This is a genomic window from Candidatus Binatia bacterium (genome assembly GCA_036563615.1).
Lineage (GTDB): Bacteria > Desulfobacterota > Binatia > UBA12015 > UBA12015 > DATCMB01.
Map to the genome: position 1 here is coordinate 25,569 of DATCMB010000022.1, position 20,261 is coordinate 45,829.

Here is a 20,261-nt window from a genome sequence, read left to right on the forward strand (position 1 = left end):
GCCTCGCCGCGCAACGTCGCGCGCGAGAGAAACGAAAAACCCCGCGGGCGGAATTGCCCGCGGGGTTTTTTCTGGTCGAGTGGCTGCGCGCGTGTGCGCGCGTCGTGAGCGACGAGAGCTAGAAGGTCGCCGTGCCGTCGATGAAGGCGCCGCTCGGCGACTGGCAGTACACCTGGGCGTTGAAGCCCTTCACGAGGGTGGCGATGAGCGCGCCGTCCGCCTCGTAGTCATGGCAGGGCGGCAGGCCCGGCGCCTTGCTGGCGATCTTGCTGATCTTGGCGACGAACTTGGGAAGAACGCCCTTGGACGGATCGTTCAGGCAGGTATCCACGCCAGTGGCCTTGCCCTTGGAGAAGTTCGCGGCGCCCTTGGCGTAGCACTTCTCGACCGAGGCGGCGAGCTTCGCGCCTTCCTTGGTCGCCTTCTGGACGTTCTTCAGAACGGCCGGATCCGGCGGGATGAAGCCGCCGCCGAACTCCGGCGGGAGTGGACCGGTCACGTACGTGCCGGCGAGGGCCGCGGAAGCGGAGAGAGCGAACGCAAGCGCTGCCGCGGTGCTCAGGAACTTCCTCATCATTTCGAGTGCCCTCCTATCCACCGTCTGGTTTGCGCCGTAGGCTTCCCAGTGCGCAGTGAATGCCACTCGACCGTTGATCAGCGCATGCGTGGGGCCCAGGCTACAGCTGCATCGGCGCGGAAACTACGGCGGGTGCGATCCGTGGTCAATAGGGTAATCGCTGCACGGAAGTAGGTCGGCGAATGCATGCGCGACGCAGGCTCCGATGCCTGCCCTTCGCGCCAGCGACCGACGCCGCTGCACGACGAGATGAGCGCGTCGCGCACGGTTCGCAGCACGCGCTCGCGCAGTGGGCGCCCCTGCGAGAACGGCGTCGCCCGAAACGACGAAGGGCCCCGGGGGGAGCCCCGGAGCCCTTCGTGGGTCGAGTGCGGGGCGACCGTCGTCACCCCGATCGGGAACGAGTTGGAACGAGAACTGGAAAAGGAAGCGTTAGAACGTGGCCGTGCCGTCGACGAAGGCACCGCTCGGCGACTGACAGTACACCTGAGCGTTGAAGCCCTTCACCAGGGTGGCGATGAGCGTGCCGTCCGCGGCGTAGTCGTGACACGGCGGCAGGCCCGGCGCCTTCGCCGCGATGCTGTTGATCTTCGCGACGAACTTGGGGAGCACGCCCTTCGACGGGTCGTTCAGGCAGGTGTCCACGCCGGTGGCCTTGCCCTTCGAGTAGTTCGCGGCGCCCTTGGCGTAGCACTTCTCGACCGACGCCGCGAGCTTCGCGCCCTCCTTGCTCGCCTTCTGCACGTTCTTCAGAACGGCCGGGTTCGGCGGAATGAAGCCGCCGCCGAACTCGGGCGGAAGCGGACCGGTCACGTAGGTGCCGGCCAGCGCCACCGACGCCGACAGAGCCACCGCCAGCGCGGCAGTGGTGCTGACGAACTTCTTGATCATAGACATTGCCCTCCTACAGGAGTTGGGGTTGGGCCGTGGGCTTCAAGATTCGCAGGATTTTCACTCGACCGAAGGGTGCGACCCCATTTGCCCCGGCTGCAGCTGCATCGCGCGCGAATCTATGAAGCGGGCGCTTTGCTCGTCAACCAATTTGCCTGCATGCGGAGTGAAAACGTCCGCCGTCGTCTCAGCCTATGAGACGAAAATCGCGTGGCTTTCTCGCGAGCGCTGCCGCGCGCGTCGCCGCTTGCTAATCGAGCCGCGTGCAGCCGCTCGACGACGCCGCTTCGCACGCGGCGCCGACCCCTTCGCCGCCCGACGCGCGTAGCGAGCCGCTGGTCTGGCTCGCCCGGCTGCTGCTCGTCGTCCTCCTCGTGCTGAGCGCCGTGTGGACGGTGCGCCGCACGACCTGGTACCTCGCGATCGACCAGTTCGGCTACCTGACCTTCGCCTCCGACCTCGCGCAGGGCCGCGTGCTGCACCAGTGGGAGGTGCTGCCCGCGCTGGAGAAGTTCCTGCCCGTGAACGAGCCGGTCGACGTCTTCGCGCAGACCTACGTCCGTCACGAGCACCGGCTGTTCTGCCGCTACGCTCCGGGCTTTCCGCTCGTGCTCGCGCTGGTGCGCGTCCTGCTCGGGCCCGAAGCGCAGCACTACGTCAACCCGGCGATGCTGCTGCTGTTGCTCGTTGCGCTCTACGTGCTGGGCTCGCGGGCGCTGCGCTCGGAGTGGCTCGGGCTCGCGACGGCGCTGCTCGGCGTGCTGCTGCCGAACTACGTGCTGCTGTGGTCGACGTCGCCGCTGCGCGACGTGCCGGCGCACTTCTTCGCGCTCTCCGGGCTCGCCCTGCTGCTCGGCGACCCGCACGGCACGGCGCGCGGCGTCCGTACGGCGCTCGCGGGACTGCTGCTCGGCTTCGCGACCTCGACGCGCGTCGACGCGGTGCTCTATCTCATCCCCGCGCTCGGTCTCGTCGCGCTCGCGCGCGCGACGCTGGTGCGGCGCGTGGTGGTCGGCGGCCTCGGCTTCGCGCTCGGCGTGCTGCCGCTGCTCGTCTACAACACGATCGCGACCGGCAACCCGCTGCGGCCGACGCAGGCGATGGAGGTCGACTCCGTGCTGTCGCGCGCGCCGGTCTCACCGGCGAGCGAGTCGCCTGCCTGGAAGCTGCGCTTCGTGAGCGAGGCGATCGCCGCGGAGCAGGAGCCGGCGCCGGAGATCGCTCCGCCGGGCGCGCTCGGCAGGTCGCCGCAGCCGCGCCCGACGCCGCAGCTCGTGCAGGGCGGCGGTCTGCGCTTGAGCCACCTCGAGCGGACGTTGCCTGCGAACCTCGCCTCGCTCCGCGAGGCGCTCGGCGACTTCGCGATCGCGCTCGGCGCGATCGGCGCGCTCGTCGCGTGGCGCTCGCCCGCGCTGTTCGTCCTCACGGTGCCGTACGTCCTGCTGTCGGTCTTCTTCTTCAGCCTGTGGACGCTGCCCGGACCGCGCTACCTCGCCGGCGTCATGCTGCTCTTCCCGCTGCTCGTCCTCGAGGGGGCGCGCTTCGTCGGCGTGCTGCCGGCGTCGCTCGCGGCGCGCGGCTTTCGCCGCAGCGCGTACGTGGCCGCGGCGGTGATCGTGCTCGGCGTGGCGCTCGCGGTCGCGACCGCGCCGTTCGAGGCGCCGAACGCGCTGCCCTGGGTCGACGTCGCGCTCGCCGTCGGCATCGCGGCGGCCGCCGTGATCGGGGCGCGCGGCGGTGAGGGCATCGCGCTGCGCCTTGCGACCGTCGGGCTCGGCGTCGCGCTCGCGATCGTCCTCGTCTGGCGCTCGACGAGCTCGCTCTCGGCGCGGGCGACGTTCCAGCACGAGCAGGTCGAGCGTGCGCGCGCCACGGTCGAGCAGGCCCTCGAGGGCAGCCCGATCGTGATCACGACGACGCAGATCGGACGTCCCGCGGAGAACCTCAACTACTACACGCGCGCGAACGCGATCTACATCGAGGAGGTGCTGCGCTGGCGCGCGCCTCTGCAGCACATGATCGCGCGCTTCCTGCGGCTCGGGTTCTCGGTCTACGTCCTGTTCCCCGCGGAGTACGCGAAGTCGTGGCTCGCGCACCCGAACATCGCGCCCTGGTACGAGGGCGAGGTGCGCGCCATCCCTGCCGCGCAGGCGATGAACTACTTCGTCGCCTCGCCCTACCACCGCGGCGTCGACCTGTGGCTCGTCCGCCTGCGGCTCAAGGAGCAGCCCGGCTGACGGCGGCGGGCGTCAGCCGGCGAGACGCTGGCGCAGGATCTCGTTGACCGCCTGCGGGTTCGCCTTGCCGCCGGTCGCCTTCATCACCTGACCGACGAAGAAGCCGAGCAGCTTCTCCTTGCCGGCGCGGTACTCGGCGACCTTGTCGGCGTTCTGCGCGAGCACCTGGTCGACGGCCGCGGCGATCGCGCTCGTGTCCGTCACCTGACGCAGGCCTTTGCGCTCGACGATCTCCGCCGGATCCGCGCCGCTCGCGACCATCTCCTCGAACACCGACTTCGCGATCTTGCCGCTGATCGTGCCGTCGTCGATCAGCGCGATCAGCTTGGCGAGCGACTCGGGGGCGACGGGCCACGTCTCGATGACCAGCGCGTCGTCGAGCTTGCGCTCGCGCACGAGGCGCAGGATGTCGCCCATCACCCAGTTCGAGATCGCCTTCGCGTTCGCGTGCCGCGCCACCGCCGCCTCGAAGTAGTCGGCGAGGTCGCGACGCGCGGTCAGCACCTCGGCGTCGTACTCCGGGATCTTGTACTCGCGCACGAAGCGCTCGCGACGCGCGCGCGGCAGCTCGGGCAGGCGTCCGCGCAGATCCTCGATCCACGCCCGATCGACGCGCAGCGGCAGCAGATCCGGCTCGGGGAAGTACCGGTAGTCGTGCGCGTGCTCCTTCGAGCGCATCGACGCCGTGAGGCCGCGGTCGGCGTCCCACAGCCGCGTCTCCTGCACGATCGTGCCGCCCGACTCGAGGACGTCGATCTGCCGGCGGATCTCGAAGTCGATCGCGCGCTCGACGCTGCGGAACGAGTTCATGTTCTTGATCTCGGTCCGCGTGCCGAACGCCGTCGTGCCGCGACGGCGCACCGAGACGTTGGCGTCGCAGCGGAAGCTGCCTTCCTCCATGTTGCCGTCGCAGACGCCGAGGTACTGCAGGATCGCGCGCAGCGCGCGCAGGTACGCGCTCGCCTCGGCGGGCGACGCGATGTCGGGCTCGCTGACGATCTCCATCAGCGGCACGCCCGCGCGGTTCAGATCGACCAGCGAGAACTCGTCGTGCGCGTCGTGGATGTTCTTGCCCGCGTCCTCTTCCATGTGGATGCGGGTCAGGCGGATGCGCTTCGGGCCGCTCGGCGTGTCGATGTCGATGCCGCCGTTCACCGCGAGCGGCTGGTCGTACATGCTGATCTGGTAGCCCTTCGGCAGGTCTGGGTAGAAGTAGTTCTTGCGCGCCCAGCGGGCGAGGGGCGGGATCTCGCAGCCCGTCGCGAGCGCCGTCATCACGGCGAACTCGAGCGCGCGCTCGTTCAGCACCGGCAGCACGCCCGGCATGCCCATGCAGACGGGGCAGGTGTGCGCGTTGGGCGCGGCGCCGAACTGCGCCGAGCAGCCGCAGAACAGCTTCGACGCGGTCAGCATCTGCGCATGGACCTCGAGCCCGATCACGGGCTCCCAGTCGCCGTACGCGTGCTCCTGGCTCACGGTGGAATCCGTCTTCGCGGCGTCGTTCATGCCGCGCCTCCCTCGCCGCGTGCGGCGCTCGAGGACGTCGCGAGCCGCGGCCGGCGCTCGTGCCAGTCGCTCGCGCGCTGGTACGCGTCGCCGACGCGCAGCGCCGTTTCCTCGGCGAACGCCGGCGCGATCAGCTGAAGCCCGATCGGCAGCCCGTCCGCGTCGAAGCCGCAGGGCACGCTGAGGCCGGGGAGCCCGGCGAGGTTCACCGAGGTCGTGAACACGTCCGAGAGGTACATCGCGAGCGGATCCGAAGTCTTCTCACCGATGCGGAACGCCGTGGTCGGGGACGTCGGCGCGGCGATCACGTCGCAGCGCTCGAAGGCGCGCTCGAAGTCGCGGCGGATCAGCGTGCGCACCTTCAGCGCCTTGAGGTAGTACGCGTCGTAGTAGCCGGCCGACAGCGCGTACGTGCCGAGCAGGATGCGCCGCTTCACCTCGGCGCCGAAGCCGGCGTCGCGGGTGTGGCGGTACATGTCGAGCAGGCTGTCGCCCGGCTCGCCGGCCCGCAGACCATACTTGACGCCGTCGTAGCGCGCCAGGTTCGAGGACGCTTCCGCGGTCGCGACCAGGTAGTAGGTCGCGATCGCGTAGGGCGTGTGCGGCAGCTCGACGTCGACGACGCTCGCCCCGAGCTTCGCGAGCGCGTCGATCGCCGCGCGCACCGCGCGCTCGACGTCCGGCGCGATGCCCTCGGCGAAGTACTCGCGTGGCACGCCGATCCGCAGACCGCGGACGTCGCCCGTCAAGGCGGCCGCGTAGTCGGGGACGGGCTTCGGCACCGACGTCGAGTCGCGCGGGTCGTGCCCCGCAATGACGCCGAGCAGGTCCGCGAGGTCGCGCACCGTCCACGCGAACGGCCCGACCTGGTCGAGCGACGACGCGTACGCGATCACGCCGTAGCGCGACACGCGGCCGTAGGTCGGCTTGAGCCCGCACACGCCGCAGTAGCTCGCCGGCAGGCGCACCGAGCCGCCGGTGTCGGTGCCGAGCGCGCCGAGCGCCTCGCCGCCGGCGACCGCGGCTGCCGAGCCGCCCGACGAGCCGCCCGGCACGCGCGTCGGATCCCACGGGTTGCGCGTGATGCCGAAGGCCGAGTTCTCGGTCGACGAGCCCATCGCAAACTCGTCGAGGTTCGCCTTGCCGATCAGCACCGCGCCGGCGCGCGCGAGACGCTCGACCGCGTCGGCGTCGTACGGCGGGACGAAGCTCTCGAGGATGCGCGAGCCGCACGTCGTCCGGATGCCGCGCGTCGTGAAGATGTCTTTGAGGACGATCGGGATGCCGAGCAGCGGGCCGCGCTCGCCGCGCGCGAGGCGCTCGTCGGCGGCGGCCGCGTCGGCGAGCGCGCGCTCGGCGGTCACCTCGAGGAGCGCGTGCAGCGTCGGCTCGACGGCTTCGACGCGGGCGAGGAAGGCTCGCGCGAGCTCGGTTGCAGAGATGTCGCCGCGCTCGAGGGCGGCGCGGGCAGACGCGATCGAGGAGAACGGAACGTCCATCGGCGGCGGGGGAAGACTACTCGATGATCTTGGGCACGCGGAGGTACGTCAGGGTGCGGTCGGGCGCGTTCGCGACCATGTCCTCCGCCCGATCCTCGTTCACGACGCGGTCCTCGCGTACCGGCGTCGCGAGCTCGATGACGTGCGCCGTCGGCTCGACGTCGGTGGTGTCGAGCGTTTCGAGCTTCGCGACGTAGCCCAGGATCGCATCGAGATCGTCGCGCAGCGACGTCCGCTCCTCCTCGGTGAGCCCGAGGCGCGCGAGCAGCGCGATGTGATCGACGTCTTTCAGCGAAACCGGCATTTGTTATCGTTACCAACCGGCGCGCGAGGCGGCAATTTCGCAGCCGCTACCGGCGCGTCGATCCGGGCCGAGAAGCGCCCGGAAGTCGCTCGTCGAAATCAACTCGTTGAAGGAAGCGCTCATGCCAACCTCGTCGCGAGGGTCGGGGACTCTCATCTCGGTGCTCCTGTTGATCGCCCTCGCGGCGGCCGACGCGTTCGTCGTCTACCGCGTGAGCCGTCCGGACATGCTGCCGCTCTTGTCGGTGTGCAACGAAGCGCTCGGCACGGGCGGTCCCGCGGCGGCGCTGCGCTGCACGGCGGAGTCGGGGCTGCTCGGGTGGCTCGCGATCCCGGTGGTCGGACCGCTCGTCATCGCGCTCGTCGCGGGCCTGCTCGGCGGCCGGCGTCGCGCGGCGGTGAGCGAGGAGGCGAGCGAGGACGCCGCCGAGGCGAAGGAGGAGCGCGCGCCCGAGCTACCCCCCGCGGCGGCGGGGCTGCGCCTGCTCGCGACGCTGCAAGAGGAAGCGCGTCTCGTCGACTTCGTGCGCGAGGACATCGAGGGCTACAGCGACGCGGAGATCGGCAGCGCCGTGCGCGGCGTGCACGCGGCGCTGCGCAAGGCGCTCGACGAGCGGCTCGTCCTCGAGCCGATCCTGCCCGGTGAGGACGGCGATCAGGTCGAGGTGCCGGACTCCTTCGAGCCGGCGCTGATCCGCGTCACGGGCAAGCTCGCCGGCGGACCGCCGTACCGCGGCGTGCTGCGCCACGGCGGCTGGCGCGCGCGTGAGGTCCGCCTGCCGACGGCGACGCCCGGCAGCGACCCGACGATCATCATGCCCGCCGAGGTCGAGGTCGGGGGCGAGTGAAGCAGGGCAGCACACCGGATCCGTCGACGCCGAGCCGCTGGATCGTCGGCATCGACCTCGGCACGACCAACTCGGCGCTCGCGTACGTCGACACGGCGGAGCTCGAGCAAGGCGCCAAGGCGGTCGAGATCCGCACGCTCGACATTCCGCAGGTGACCGCGCCGGGAACGGTCGAGCCGCGGCCGTTGCTGCCGTCGTTTCTCTACCTCGCGACGCCGGAGGAGACGGCGGCCGGGAGCTTCGTCCTGCCGTGGCAGAAGGAGGCCTCGGGCGAGGTCGTCGGCGCGCTCGCCGCGAAGCGCGCCGCGGAAGCGCCGGACCGCGTCGTGTCGTCGGCGAAGTCGTGGCTGTGCAACGAGCGCGTCGATCGCACGGCGCCGATCCTGCCGTGGGTCCCCGACGCCGCGCAGACGGCCGATCCCGAAGCGCCGCGCCGCTCGCCGCTCGCCGCCGCGACCGCGTACCTCGCGCACCTGCGCGACGCCTGGGACCACGCGTTCGCGGCGTCCGACCCGAGCGCGCGGCTCGCGCTGCAGGACGTGTTCTTGACGGTGCCCGCGTCGTTCGACGCGGTCGCGCGCGAGCTCACGGTGCGCGCCGCCGCCGAAGCGGGCCTGACGCGCATCCACCTGCTCGAGGAGCCGCAGGCCGCGCTCTACGCCTGGGTCGAGCGCGCTGGCGACGCGTGGCGCAACGACCTCAAGGTCGGCGACATCCTGCTCGTCTGCGACGTCGGCGGCGGCACGACGGACTTCAGCGTGGTGCTGGCCGACGAGGAGGAGGGCCGCCTCGAGCTGCGCCGCGTCGCGGTCGGCGACCACCTGCTGCTCGGCGGCGACAACATGGACCTGGCGCTCGCGTTCGCGGTGCGCCAGCGCCTCGCGAGCGAGGGCAAGCGTCTCGACGCGTGGCAGTTCCGCGGGCTCGTGCTCGCCTGCCGCGACGCGAAGGAGAAGCTGCTCTCCGCGGATCCGCCGGAGTCGGTGCCGCTCGTGATCCTGGGACGCGGCAAGAAGCTCGTCGGCGGCACGATCCGCTCGGAGCTCAAGCGCAGCGAGGTCGACGCGCTGCTGCTCGACGGCTTCTTCCCGGTGGTCGACGCCGACGCGCGCGCGCAGACCGGCGACCAGGCGGGGCTCAGCGAGATGGGTCTGCCGTACGCGTCCGACGCGGCGATCACGCGTCACCTGGCGTCGTTCCTCGCCTCGCACCGCGCGGTCGCGGACGACGCCGGCGCGAAGGCGGTCGGCGACGACGGCATGATCCATCCGACCGCGCTGCTGTTCAACGGCGGCGTGATGCAGGCGGCCGCGCTGCAGCGGCGCGTCGCCGAGGTCGTCTCGGGATGGGCGAAGAGCGCCGGCGCGGAGCCGCCGCGCGTTCTCCCGGGCAGCGACTTGACGCACGCGGTCGCGCGCGGCGCGGCCTACTACGGTCTCGCGCGGCGCGGGCGCGGCGTGCGCATCCGCGGCGGCACGGCGCGCTCGTACTACGTCGGCGTCGCGAGCTCGATGCCGGCGGTGCCGGGACAGCCGCCGCCGGTGAAGGCGCTCTGCGTCGTTCCGTTCGGCATCGAGGAAGGCACCGAGCTCGACGTCCCGAACGCGGAGTTCGGTCTGCTGGTCGGCCAGGAGGCGCGCTTCCGCTTCTTCGCGTCCTCGACGCGCAGCGAGGACCCGGTCGGTCTCGTGCTCGACGAGTGGGACACCGAGGAGCTCGACGAGCTGCCGCCGCTGACGGCGCGCCTCGACGGGCGCGAGTCGGGTCGCGTGCCGGTGCGCCTGTCGGCGCACGTCACCGAGATCGGCACGCTCGAGCTGTGGTTCGTCGCGCGCGACGGCGGCGAGCGCTGGAAGCTCGAGTTCACGGTCCGCGAGTCGGGCGCGACGTGAGCGCGCGCGGGTCGGCACGAGCGCGCGTGGCGAGGCGAGCGTGAGCGAGCGACGCGGACGCTGGGTCGTCGGCATCGACCTCGGCACCACCAACACCGCGATGGCGAGCGTGCGACCTGCCGCCGGCGCCAAGGTCGCGGTGTTCCCGGTCCCGCAGCTCGTCGCCGAGGGCGAGACGCTGCCGCGCCCGACGCTGCCGTCCGCGATCTACCTCGCGGGCGAAGAGGACGTGCCCGCCGGCGTGCTCGCGCTGCCGTGGCGCGAGGATGAGCGCTACGTCGTCGGCGCGCTCGCGCGCCGCCTGGGCGATCGCGTCGCGGGACGGCTCGTGACGTCCGCGAAGTCGTGGCTCTGCCACGGCGGCGTCGATCGCACGGCGGCGATCCTGCCGTGGGGCGGCGACCCGTCGGTGAAGAAGCTCTCGCCGGTCGCGGCCTCGACGCGGATCCTCGAGCACCTGCGCGACGCATGGAACGCGTCGCATCCCGACGCGCCGCTCGCCGAGCAGGACGTCGTGCTCACCGTGCCGGCGTCGTTCGACGAGGTCGCGCGCGAGCTGACCGTCAGCGCGGCGCGCGCGGCCGGGCTCGAGCGCGTGCGCCTGCTCGAGGAGCCGCAGGCCGCGATCTACGCGTGGATCGAGGCGCACCCCGACTGGCGCGAGCACCTGCCCGCCGAGGGCACGGTGCTCGTCGTCGACATCGGCGGCGGCACGACGGACTTCTCGCTCGTGGCCGTGCGTCGCGGCGCGGAAGGTCTCGGCCTCGAGCGCATCGCGGTCGGCGAGCACCTGCTGCTCGGTGGCGACAACATCGACCACGCGCTCGCGCGCCTCGTCGCCGAGCGCAGCGAGGAGGCGCGCTCGCTCGACGCCGCACGCTGGCAGCAGCTCACCTCGCTGTGCCGCGACGCGAAGGAGCGCCTGCTCGGCGACGATCCACCGGCGAGCGTCGTGGTGTCGGTCCCGGGGCGCGGACGCGGGCTGATCCGCGGCACGGTGAGCGCGACGATCACGAGGGAGGACGTCCTGCGGGTCGTGCTCGACGGCTTCGTGCCGCAGGTGCCGCACGACGCGCGGCCGCGCACCGATCAGGGCGTCGGTCTGAGCGAGCTCGGGCTGCCGTTCGCGAGCGATCCCGAGATCACCCGCCACCTCGCACGCTTCCTCGCGACGGCGACCGATCCGACGTCCGAAGATTCCGCGCCGCCCGCGCCGACCGCCGTGCTGTTCAACGGCGGCGCGCTCAAGGCGGCGGCGATGCGCGCGCGCATCCTCGACGTGATCGAGTCGTGGTACGGCTCGCGTCCGATCGAGCTCGCGGGCGGCGACCTCGACCTCGCGGTTGCGCGTGGTGCCGCGGCGTACGGGCGCGCGCTGCGCGGCCACGGCGTCCGCATCGCGGGCGGCGCGGCGCGCGCGTACTACGTCGGCGTCGCGGCGGCGCGCGACGCGAGCGGTGCGGAGAGCGCGCGCCACGTGCTCTGCGTCGCGCCGCGCGGCATGCAGGAAGGCGCCGAGATCGAGGTCGCGGTGCCGGAGTTCGAGGTCCTGACCAACACCCCCGTGCGCTTCCCGATCTACGCGTCGTCGACGCGCACGGGCGACGCCGCCGGCGCGCTGCTCGACGCCGATCCGACGTCGCTCACCGAGCTGCCGCCGATCTCGACCGTGCTGCGCTTCGGACGCTCGCTCGAAGCACGACCGATCGCCGTGCACCTGCGCTCGGAGCTCACGGAGACCGGCACGCTCGCGCTCTGGTGCATCTCGCGGAAGACCGATCACCGCTGGCGGCTCGAGTTCGACCTGCGCGCGAGCGACCGTCGCGACGCCGCCGAGCCGCAAGCGACGCACGAAGCGGGCGACGACGACGCCGAGCTCGACGCGCAGGCGTCCCGCCCGCCGACCTCCGGCCAGGAGATCGTCCTCGCCGAGGAGCGCATCGAGGCCGCGACCAAGCTTCTCCACGAGTGCTTCGCGGCGCGCCCCGGCAGCGACCCGAAGCTGCTGACGCGCGCGCTCGAGGAAGCGCTCGACGCCGGGCGCGACGCTTGGCCGATCGCGGCGGTGCGCCGGCTGTGGGACGTGCTGTTCTCGCTCGAGGCAGCGCGCGAGCGCACGCCCGAGCACGAGGCGCGCTGGCTCAACCTCGCGGGCTTCCTCCTTCGTCCGGGCTACGGCGAGGAGCGCGACGCGTGGCGCGTCGAGCACCTGTGGCGTCGCTTCGACGCGGGCCCGCGCTTCGCCAACGCGGCGCAGGTGCGCGCCGAGTGGTGGATCCTCTGGAAGCGCGTCGCGGGCGGGCTGACGCGACAGCAGCAGCAGGTGCTCCTGCAGTTCATCCGGCCGCACCTGATGCCCGAGAAGGCGAAGAAGTCGAAGCTGCGCTGGAAGGCCGGTCCGCAGGAGCTGCGCGAGATGTGGCAGGTCGCGGCGTCGCTCGAGCGCCTGCCGGCGGGGACGCGCGCCGAGCTCGCGCAGGCGCTCGCGCCGCGCGTCGTCAAGGGCAAGGCGGGCGACGCCGAGATCTGGGCGCTCGGACGGCTCGCGGCGCGCGCGCCGATCGGCGGCCCGGTGAGCAGCGTCATCGACCCGCGTCTCGTCGAGCCGTGGCTCGAGGCGCTGCTCGCGGCGACGTGGGAGCGAAAGTCCGCCGTCGCGCTCGCCGTCGCGCAGATGGCGCGGCTCACCGGCGATCGCGCGCGCGACATCGATCCCGGGCTGCGCGAGCGCCTCGCGGAGCGTCTGGCGAGCGAGACGGAAGGACGTCGACTCGCGCGCTGGCTGCGCGAGGTGGTGACGATCGGCGTGCAGGAGCAGGCGCTGGTGCTCGCCGAGTCGCTGCCGGTGGGCTTGCGGCTCGCGACTTCTGCTTGACGCTCGCTCGACGCGAGCGCGCCGACCGTCGCTGCCGAGCGGCCGTCGCTGAGACAGGACGGCGAGCTCGCGGCGCTGCGCGTAGGCGGCGTGGCATGCCGCCGGGCATGCAGCGCGCGCAATGCGCTCGCGCCTTGCGCGAGAGCCGCACGGCGCGAAGAGTCCGCGCATGCCTGCGCCCACGGACGCCAAGGACCCGCGTCTCGCGCGCGGTCGCGCCGCGGAGGACGCCGCCGCGCGCTTCCTCGAGCGCCAGGGCTACGAGCTGATCGCGCGCAACGTGTGGCTGTGCGGGGCGGAGCTCGATCTCGTCGCGCGTGACGGCGACACGGTGGTGTTCGTCGAGGTGCGCTCGCGCTCGCACCGGCGCTTCGGCAGCCCGGTCGAGACCGTCGGCTTTCGCAAGGCCGTCCGCGTCGCGCGCGCCGCGCAGGCGTTCCTCTCGCTGCGCGGCTGGAGCGGACGTCCGGCGCGCTTCGACGTCGTCGGCGTCGACTGGACGCCGTCCGGGGCGCGCTGCACGCTCGTGCGTGCGGCCTTCGAGAGCCCCTTCTAGAGCCGGCTCCGCAGTGGCGCGCTGACGGCAAACGTGTTGAAAAAAGCCGCCATGCTCGACATCAAGCTGATCCGCGAGCGGCCGGATTTCGTCAAGGCGGAGCTCGCGAAAGTGCAGTGTCCGGCCTCTCTGATCGACGATCTGCTGGCCGCGGATCGCGAGCGTCGGGAGGCGCTCCACCGGCTCGAGACGCTCCAGGCGGAGCGCAACCGGAAGTCGAAGGAGATCGGTGCGCTGCCGCCCGAGCAGCGCAAGGCGGCCGGTGCGGCGCTGAAGTCGCTGTCCGAGGACATCGCGGCCGCGGAAGCGAAGGCGGCCGAGGCGGAGCGCCGCTTCGACGGCCTGATGCTCGAGATCCCGAACCTGCCCGCCGAGAACGTTCCGGTCGGGAAGGACGAGAGCGAGAACGTCGTCGTCCGCACCGTCGGCGAGATACCGAAGTTCGACTTCACGCCGCTGCCGCACTGGGACCTCGGTCCGGCGCTGGGCGCGATCGACTTCGAGCGCGGCGTCAAGATCTCCGGCACGCGCTTCTACATCCTGACCGGCGTCGGGGCGCGGCTGCAGCGCGCGCTGATCTCGTTCATGCTCGACCTGCACACGCGCGAGCACGGCTACGTCGAGGTCTACCCGCCGGCGATGGTGAAGCGCGAGTGCCTCGTGGGAACCGGCAACCTGCCGAAGTTCGCCGACACGGTCTACCACGACGCCGAGGAGGACTTCTGGTTCGTGCCCACGGCCGAGGTCCCCGTGACCAACCTGTACCGCGAGGAGGTGCTCGACGGCTCGCTGCTGCCGATCAAGCACGTCGCCTACTCGCCGTGCTTCCGCCGCGAGAAGATGTCCGCGGGACGCGACGTCCGCGGCATCAAGCGCGGGCACCAGTTCGACAAGGTCGAGCTCGTCAAGTTCACGCGCCCCGAGGACTCGGACCGCGAGCTCTTGTCCCTGCTCGACGACGCCGAGGACGTCTGTCGTCGCCTCGGGCTCACGCACCGCGTGGTGCAGATGTGCACCGGGGATCTGAGCTTCACCGCGGCGATCAAGTACGACGTCGAGGTCTGGGCGCCGGGCTGCGGCGAGTGGCTCGAGGTCAGCTCGTGCTCGAGCTTCCGCGACTTCCAGGCGCGCCGCGCGAACATCCGCTACCGGCCGGCGCCGCAGGCGAAGCCCGAGTTCGTGCACACGCTGAACGGCTCGGGGCTCGCGCTGCCGCGCGTGATGATCGCGGTGCTCGAGACCTACCAGCTCGCGGACGGCTCGGTGCGCGTCCCCGAGGTGCTGCGTCCGTACCTCGGCGGCGACGAGGTGCTGCGCCCGGTCTGAGCACCAGGTTCGGATCTCGTCGGAGCGCCGGCGACGCGGCGAGTCGTCGCGCGTCCGCAGGGGGATTGCTAGAGCGACCCGGATGCCGGCGGTCCAGCGCATCGAGGTCAACGGGGTCCGGCTCGCGGTGACCGATCACGGCAGCGCGGCGCCGGGCGACGCGCGTCCGCTCGTGCTCGCGCACGCGACCGGCTTCTGCGGTGGCGTCTGGAATCCGCTCGTGCCGAAGCTGCGCGAGCGCTTCCGCGTCATCACCTTCGACCAGCGCGGCCACGGCGACAGCGACAAGCCCGACACGCCGTATCCGTGGACCGAGTTCGTCGCCGACCTCGCGGGGCTCATCGAGACCCTCGGGCTGCGCGACGTCTACGCCGTCGGGCACTCGAAGGGCGGCGCCGCGGTGGCGGGCGTCGCGGCGACGCGTCCCGGGCTGATCGCACGTGCGGCGCTCGTCGAGCCCGTGCTCGTGCCGCGGCTCGGCGACGAGCAGCAGCGTCCCTCGAGCAACCTGCTCGCCGACGGCGCACGTCGCCGTCGCATGGTCTGGGAAAGCCGGCAGCAGATGCTCGACGCGTTCTCGGGGCGACCGCCGTTCGACGTCTGGCGGCGCGACTTCCTCGAAGCGTACGTCGAGCACGGCACCACGGTGCGTCCCGACGGGCGCGTCGAGCTCAAGTGCCCGGGCGAGATCGAGGCGCGCGTCTACGAGGGCGGCGCGCGCTCGGCGAGCCTCGAGTACCTGCCGAAGATTCGTATCCCGACGCTGATCGTCGCGGGCGAACGCAGCACGACGCTGCCGGTCGAGCTCGCGCGTCAAGCAGTCGCGATGCTGTCGAACGGGCGCCTCGAGATCCTCGCGAACGTCGGCCACTTCGCGCCGATGGAGGCGCCGGCCGACGTGCTGCGCCTGCTAGAGGCGTTCTTCGGAGACTGACGCTTGACGGTGGTCGCGCCCCTGCAGCCGGACCGGCTCCCGCGCCTCGCCCGGATGGTCGCCGAGCGTGAACGGGTCGTGGGTCGAGCGGACCAGGTAGCGCCACTGGCCGCGCATGCGCGTCCCCGCCGCCAGGATGCGGCGCTGTGAGCGCATGCGGGCGAGCTGGTCGGTCGCACGGCGTGTCATGCCCGGGGGCGGTAAGCATGCCGCATGCCATTGCGGAGGCCCGCGTGATCACTCGACATTCCGCTTCCTTCCGCGCGGCAGAGTCAGGTTGGACGCGTCTGCCGCGTCGCTCGCGTCAGGTTTCTGGCAGGGGCGAGCTCGAGCGTCCGTACTGGGGAGAGCTGCGTTGAGGATCGTCGTCTGCGTGAAGCAGGTGCCCGAGGTGTCGGAGCTCGAGCTCGACCCGGCCACGCGAAGGCTGCGACGCGAGGGCGTGCCGCTGATGCTCAACCCCTTCGACCGGCGAGCGATGCTGGAAGCGGTGCGCCTGCGGGAGGAGGCGGGCGGCACGGTGGTGGCGCTCAGCATGGGGCCGCCGCAGACCGCGGACGCGCTGCGCGAGTGTCTCTCGCTCGGTGCGGACGAGGCCGTGCACCTGTGCGATCCGCGCTTCGCGGGCGCCGACACGCTCGCGACCTCGCGCGCGCTCGCCGATGCGCTGCGGCGCATCGGCTTCGACCTCGTGCTCGCCGGACGCTTCAGCATCGACTCCGAGACCGGGCAGGTCGGTCCGGAGGTCGCGGAGCTGCTCGGCGTGCCGTGCGCGAGCGGGGTGCGACGCTTGACGCTGCGCACGGAGGACGCCGGCACCGTCCTGCAGCTCGAGTGCGAGCGCGACGACGGCTACGCCGACGTCGAGTGCCCGCTGCCGGCGGTCGTGACGTGCACCGATCGCTGGAAGACGCGCGTCCCGGTCGTCGTGCCGGACGAGGAGGCCGCGCAGTCGCGGCCGCTCCACACCTGGACCCGTGAGGACCTCGGCAACGATCCCGCGCGCTACGGCGAGCGAGGCTCGCCGACCTGGGTCGAGGAGGTCCAGGCGGTCGCGTCGCAGCGCGAGCGCCGGCTGCTCACCACCGAGGAGGGCATCGACGACGCCGTCCGTGCGGTGCTCGACGAGATCGCGGCGTTGCGTGAGCGTGCGGCGCGCGAGGAGCGGCGGCACGCGCTCGCGCACGCGCGGCGCGACGATCCGCGCGGCGCGATCTGGGTGCTCGCCGAGCGCGCCCACGACGGACGGCTGCGCTCGACGACCGCCGAGCTGCTCGCGGCCGCAGATCGCCTCGCCGCGCGTCTCGGCGTCGGCGTCTGCGCGTACGTCGTCGCGCCCGACCTGCCCGCGGAGGAGCATCCCGTCTCCAACGTGGAAGCGCTCGCCACCGAGCTCGGACACCTCGGCGCCGACGTGCTTCTGCGCTCGAGCACGCAGGACGCTCCGAGCGAGGCGCGCCAGCTTGCGGACCTCGCCGCCGCGGTGCAGAGCTTCGCGCCGCGCATCGTGCTCGCGCCGGCGAGCGGGCTCGGGCGCGAGCTCGTGCCGCGTCTCGCGGCGCGTCTCGGCCTCGGGCTCACCGGCGACGCGCTCGGCGTCGAGCTCGACGAGGAAGGTCGGCTGCGTCAGCTCAAGCCGGCGTTCGGCGGGCAGTTCGTGGCGCCCGTGCTGTCGCACACGCGGCCCGAGATGGTGACGGTGCGGCCGGGGATGCTCGAGCCCGCGCAGCCGCAGCCCGAGCGGGGGGCTGCGACCATCGTCGCGCTGCCTGTGCTTGACGTCGCGCCGTCGCCCAGGCGGGTCGTGCGCTTCACGCCCGAGCTTTCGGCGAGCGTCGACCTCGACGCTGCGTCGCTCGTCGTCTGCGTCGGCTTCGGCGCCGGACCGAAGGAGCGCATGCCGCAGATCGAGGCGCTCGCGTCGGCGCTCGGCGGCGTGGTCGCGGGCACGCGCCGCGTCTGCGACCTCGGCTGGCTACCGCGTCAGCTGCAGGTCGGGATCTCGGGGCGCAGCGTCGCGCCCGCGCTCTACCTCGCGCTCGGCGTCCGCGGCTCGTTCAACCACATGGTCGGGCTGCAACGCGCGAGGCGCGTGATCGCGGTCAACCGCGACCCGCGCGCCGAGATCTTCGCCGGCGCCGACCTCGGCGTCGTCGCGGACGCGCCGAGCTTCGTCGACGCGCTGCTCGCGCGGCTCGGTGAGCGGAACGGCGGCTAGTCGAGGATCTGCTTGTCGACGATCTTCAGGTCGTCGTCGAGGCGGTAGACGATCGGCACGCCGGTCGCGAGGTTGAGCTCGAGGATCTGCTCGCGGGTCAGCTTCTCGAGGTCCATGACGATCGAGCGCAGGCTGTTGCCGTGCGCCGCGATCAGCACGGTCTCGCCCTTGCGCAGCGCCGGCACGACGTGCTGCTCGAAGTAGGGCAGGGTGCGGGCCGCGGTGTCCTTCAGGCTCTCGCCGCCCGGCGGCGCGACGTCGTAGCTGCGCCGCCAGATGTGCACCTGCTCGTCACCGAACTTCTTCGCGGTCTCGGCCTTGTTGAGCCCCTGCAGGTCGCCGTAGTGGCGCTCGTTGAGCGCCTGGTCGCGCTCGACCGGCAGATCCTTCTGGCCGAGCTCCTCGAGCACGATGTCGAGCGTCTCCTGCGCGCGCGACAGCATCGAGGTGAAGGCACGATCGAAGCGGATGCCCGACTCGCGCAGTCGCTGCCCCGCGCGGCGGGCCTCCTCGCGGCCGCGGTCGGTCAGCGGCACGTCGACCCAGCCGGTGAAGCGGTTCTCGAGATTCCACTGAGATTCGCCGTGGCGGAGCAAGACGAGCGTCGGCACGTGTTCTCCTTCTTCGGGTGTCGCCCCCGTGCTTCAGAGCGACTACGCGAAGGGCGCTGCGCCTTCAAGGCGCGGCAGCGGTGTGATAGCGTCGCGCGCGAGCACGCTCTTGGAGGGAAGAACCTCGATGAAGGTCGTCGTCGATTTCGACAAGTGCAACAGCAACGCGGTCTGCCAGGCGGCGGCCCCGGAGGTATTCGAGGTCCGCGAGGACAACTTCCTCTACATCCTGCAGGAGAACCCGCCGGAGAGCCTGCGCGCCAAGGTCGAGGCCGCCGCGCGCGGCTGTCCGACCCGCGCGATCACGATCGAAGACTGACTCAGCCGGTGATCGGACGTTCCGGCTCGCCGATGCAGTACGCGCATCGGCACAGGCCTCGCAGCTCCTCGACGAGGTAGAAGGTCTCGTGTCCGTCCGACCAGCGCAGGTAGACGCTCGCGTCGCCGACGAGCTCGAGCGTCTCGAGGCTCACGTCGCGTCCGCCCGGCAGCTCGTTGCGCGCGCGCACTTCCGCGCAGGCGTCGCACGGACAGTGTGCCCGCAAGTGGACGTGCGGTAGGATCGAGTCGTGGCCGTCCTCCCAGTCGACGCCGAGCGCGTAGCGCCCGACCGCTCTGGTCTGACGGATCTTCGCCGGCGCGGCCATCGTTCCGTCGATGGTAGGGGAGCCGGACCACCGCGACAAGCGAGGTCGCGTGGCGCGCTCCTCGCCGCGCTGCTGGTGATGGGCCTGGGCCTCGTCGGCGTCTGGTCGAGGCCGGCGCGCGGCGAGCCGATCCGTCCGGAGGACGCGACGCAGCACATCGGCGAGGACGTGGTGGTCGAGGGGCACGTCTCCAAGGTCGTGTGCTCGCCGCTCGCGTGCCTGCTGTCGTTCGAGACCGACTTCAGCGGGCTCGTCGCGTCGATCCCCGGCGACCGGGTCGCCGCTTTCCCGTCGCCCCGGCAGGCCTACGACGCGCGTCGCGTCCGCATCCGCGGCACGGTGCACGAGAACGCCGGCCGGCCGCGGATCGAGCTGCGCGACCCGGGTCAGATCGAGGTGATCGAGATCTCCGTCGGCGTCGGCTCGACCACGACGAGCGTCAAGGAGGCGGATGCCGCCTCGGTGGGGCAGACCGGGGACGCGCCGTCGTCCGCGTCGCTGAACGTCGGGACGCTGGAGGCGGACGACGCCCTCGCTTCGGCGCCGTCGCTGGACGAGGACGACCTCGCCGCGGCGCCCGCGCCGATCGCCACGCCGCGGGAGTCGCGCTCGCGCGTCATCGACCCGGGGCGCTTCGAGGTGCGTCAGGGTGGACCGCGCCCGCCGCGCGCGCGTCCGCAGGATCCGAGCGAAGGGCTGGTCGCGGAGCTGCGGCGTGGCGGCGGCGAGACGACCGTCGAGCTGCACGCGCTGCGCGAGCAGGTCGCGCGCCTCGAGCAGACGACGCGCGAGCTCGCCGACATGGTCGCCGCGCTCGAGGAGCGCTTGACGGTGCTCGAGCAGAGCCCGCACGCGTCGAGCCACGTCGATCCGTCGGCGCTGCCGGAGGTTCGCCCGTACGTCGTGTCTGGCGACGGCTCGTCGCGCCTGGCGCCCGTCAAGCGCGGCTGGAGCTCGGAGCGCGTGCTGCGCGTCTACGGGGCGCCGCTCAACACGGTCACCGAGCCGAACGGCTACATGACCTGGTACTACGCGAACGGCCGCGCGGTGACGATCGATCCGCGCGGGCGCGTGTCCTCGAGCGTCGGCTTCTGACGGCAGCGCGGCTCAGGCCGCGTTGCCGCCGGGCGGCAGCTTCTCCGAGCCCGATCCCTCGACTTGCTCGCCGCCGTCCTCGTCGTCGCGCCGCTCGACCGCGTCACGGAAGGCGCGCAGCGACTTGCCGAGGAAGCTCCCCACCTCGGGCAAGCGCCCGGGTCCGAACACGAGCAGCGCGATCACGAGGATCACGATCAGCTCGGGAAAGCCGATGCCCCACATTCAGAGGCATATCAACGCCCG

19 protein-coding genes are annotated in these 20,261 nt (G+C 72.1%); 10 read left to right on the forward strand and 9 right to left on the reverse strand.

What is annotated here, in order from left to right:
* Positions 1 to 118 precede the first annotated feature (118 nt).
* Together VIS07_18485 and VIS07_18490 are read right to left on the reverse strand one after the other, a co-directional pair.
* Positions 119 to 574: a hypothetical protein gene (locus tag VIS07_18485; protein HEY8517502.1), complete on the reverse strand. Its 456-nt coding sequence runs from the start codon at positions 572 to 574 to the stop codon at positions 119 to 121.
* Positions 575 to 1,009: 435 nt separating this feature from the next.
* Positions 1,010 to 1,468, reverse strand: a complete 459-nt coding sequence (locus VIS07_18490) for a hypothetical protein (protein HEY8517503.1) — start codon at positions 1,466 to 1,468, stop codon at positions 1,010 to 1,012.
* 263 nt (positions 1,469 to 1,731) lie between these two features.
* Here VIS07_18490 and VIS07_18495 point away from each other — a divergent pair, with 263 nt between their 5' ends.
* Positions 1,732 to 3,705: a hypothetical protein gene (locus VIS07_18495; GenBank protein ID HEY8517504.1), complete on the forward strand. Its 1,974-nt coding sequence runs from the start codon at positions 1,732 to 1,734 to the stop codon at positions 3,703 to 3,705.
* Between the two features lie 12 nt (positions 3,706 to 3,717).
* Here the strand turns inward: VIS07_18495 and gatB are convergent, their stop codons facing one another.
* The 3 genes from gatB to gatC are packed head-to-tail and all read right to left on the reverse strand — an operon-like array spanning position 3,718 to position 7,014.
* Positions 3,718 to 5,211, reverse strand: coding sequence for an Asp-tRNA(Asn)/Glu-tRNA(Gln) amidotransferase subunit GatB (gene gatB / locus VIS07_18500; protein ID HEY8517505.1), 1,494 nt, complete (start codon positions 5,209 to 5,211; stop codon positions 3,718 to 3,720).
* Positions 5,208 to 6,710, reverse strand: coding sequence for an Asp-tRNA(Asn)/Glu-tRNA(Gln) amidotransferase subunit GatA (gene gatA, locus VIS07_18505; protein ID HEY8517506.1), 1,503 nt, complete (start codon positions 6,708 to 6,710; stop codon positions 5,208 to 5,210). The genes gatB and gatA overlap by 4 nt, the downstream gene beginning before the upstream one ends.
* Before the next feature lie 16 nt (positions 6,711 to 6,726).
* The gene (gatC, locus tag VIS07_18510; GenBank protein ID HEY8517507.1) at positions 6,727 to 7,014 is read right to left on the reverse strand and encodes an Asp-tRNA(Asn)/Glu-tRNA(Gln) amidotransferase subunit GatC; all 288 of its coding nucleotides are present in this window, start codon (positions 7,012 to 7,014) and stop codon (positions 6,727 to 6,729) included.
* A 169-nt stretch (positions 7,015 to 7,183) separates the two neighbouring features.
* Here gatC and VIS07_18515 point away from each other — a divergent pair, with 169 nt between their 5' ends.
* From VIS07_18515 to VIS07_18540, 6 genes are all read left to right on the forward strand, one after another.
* Positions 7,184 to 7,861, forward strand: coding sequence for a DUF2760 domain-containing protein (locus VIS07_18515; protein HEY8517508.1), 678 nt, complete (start codon positions 7,184 to 7,186; stop codon positions 7,859 to 7,861).
* A complete protein-coding gene (locus VIS07_18520) occupies positions 7,858 to 9,753 on the forward strand; it encodes an Hsp70 family protein (protein HEY8517509.1) in 1,896 nt (631 codons plus the stop codon). Before VIS07_18515 ends, VIS07_18520 begins: the two co-directional genes overlap by 4 nt.
* 40 nt (positions 9,754 to 9,793) lie before the next feature.
* Positions 9,794 to 12,628: an Hsp70 family protein gene (locus VIS07_18525; protein ID HEY8517510.1), complete on the forward strand. Its 2,835-nt coding sequence runs from the start codon at positions 9,794 to 9,796 to the stop codon at positions 12,626 to 12,628.
* Positions 12,629 to 12,797: 169 nt separating this feature from the next.
* Positions 12,798 to 13,184: a YraN family protein gene (locus VIS07_18530; GenBank protein ID HEY8517511.1), complete on the forward strand. Its 387-nt coding sequence runs from the start codon at positions 12,798 to 12,800 to the stop codon at positions 13,182 to 13,184.
* A 51-nt stretch (positions 13,185 to 13,235) separates the two neighbouring features.
* Positions 13,236 to 14,510 (forward strand): serine--tRNA ligase, encoded by a 1,275-nt coding sequence (gene serS / locus VIS07_18535; GenBank protein HEY8517512.1) that lies wholly within the window; start codon positions 13,236 to 13,238, stop codon positions 14,508 to 14,510.
* An 82-nt stretch (positions 14,511 to 14,592) separates the two neighbouring features.
* A complete protein-coding gene (locus tag VIS07_18540) occupies positions 14,593 to 15,444 on the forward strand; it encodes an alpha/beta hydrolase (protein ID HEY8517513.1) in 852 nt (283 codons plus the stop codon).
* Here VIS07_18540 and VIS07_18545 read toward each other — a convergent pair.
* Positions 15,421 to 15,633, reverse strand: coding sequence for a hypothetical protein (locus VIS07_18545; GenBank protein ID HEY8517514.1), 213 nt, complete (start codon positions 15,631 to 15,633; stop codon positions 15,421 to 15,423). The two genes, VIS07_18540 and VIS07_18545, sit on opposite strands and share 24 nt — an antisense overlap.
* Positions 15,634 to 15,799: 166 nt before the next feature.
* Between VIS07_18545 and VIS07_18550 the strand changes: the two genes are divergently transcribed.
* Positions 15,800 to 17,662 (forward strand): FAD-binding protein, encoded by a 1,863-nt coding sequence (locus VIS07_18550; protein HEY8517515.1) that lies wholly within the window; start codon positions 15,800 to 15,802, stop codon positions 17,660 to 17,662.
* On the opposite strand, the gene VIS07_18555 is transcribed toward VIS07_18550, so the two are convergent.
* Positions 17,659 to 18,273 carry a 2,3-bisphosphoglycerate-dependent phosphoglycerate mutase gene (locus tag VIS07_18555; GenBank protein HEY8517516.1) on the reverse strand — a complete coding sequence of 205 codons (615 nt, stop codon included), beginning with the start codon at positions 18,271 to 18,273 and terminating at the stop codon, positions 17,659 to 17,661. The genes VIS07_18550 and VIS07_18555 overlap by 4 nt on opposite strands.
* A gap of 127 nt (positions 18,274 to 18,400) precedes the next feature.
* Between VIS07_18555 and VIS07_18560 the strand changes: the two genes are divergently transcribed.
* Positions 18,401 to 18,592 (forward strand): ferredoxin, encoded by a 192-nt coding sequence (locus VIS07_18560; GenBank protein ID HEY8517517.1) that lies wholly within the window; start codon positions 18,401 to 18,403, stop codon positions 18,590 to 18,592.
* Position 18,593: 1 nt separating this feature from the next.
* On the opposite strand, the gene VIS07_18565 is transcribed toward VIS07_18560, so the two are convergent.
* A complete protein-coding gene (locus VIS07_18565) occupies positions 18,594 to 18,920 on the reverse strand; it encodes a gamma-butyrobetaine hydroxylase-like domain-containing protein (protein HEY8517518.1) in 327 nt (108 codons plus the stop codon).
* A gap of 75 nt (positions 18,921 to 18,995) precedes the next feature.
* On the opposite strand from VIS07_18565, the gene VIS07_18570 reads away from it, so the two are divergent.
* Positions 18,996 to 20,015, forward strand: coding sequence for a hypothetical protein (locus VIS07_18570; GenBank protein ID HEY8517519.1), 1,020 nt, complete (start codon positions 18,996 to 18,998; stop codon positions 20,013 to 20,015).
* A 12-nt stretch (positions 20,016 to 20,027) separates the two neighbouring features.
* Here the strand turns inward: VIS07_18570 and VIS07_18575 are convergent, their stop codons facing one another.
* Positions 20,028 to 20,240, reverse strand: a complete 213-nt coding sequence (locus VIS07_18575) for a twin-arginine translocase TatA/TatE family subunit (GenBank protein ID HEY8517520.1) — start codon at positions 20,238 to 20,240, stop codon at positions 20,028 to 20,030.
* Positions 20,241 to 20,261 lie beyond the last annotated feature (21 nt).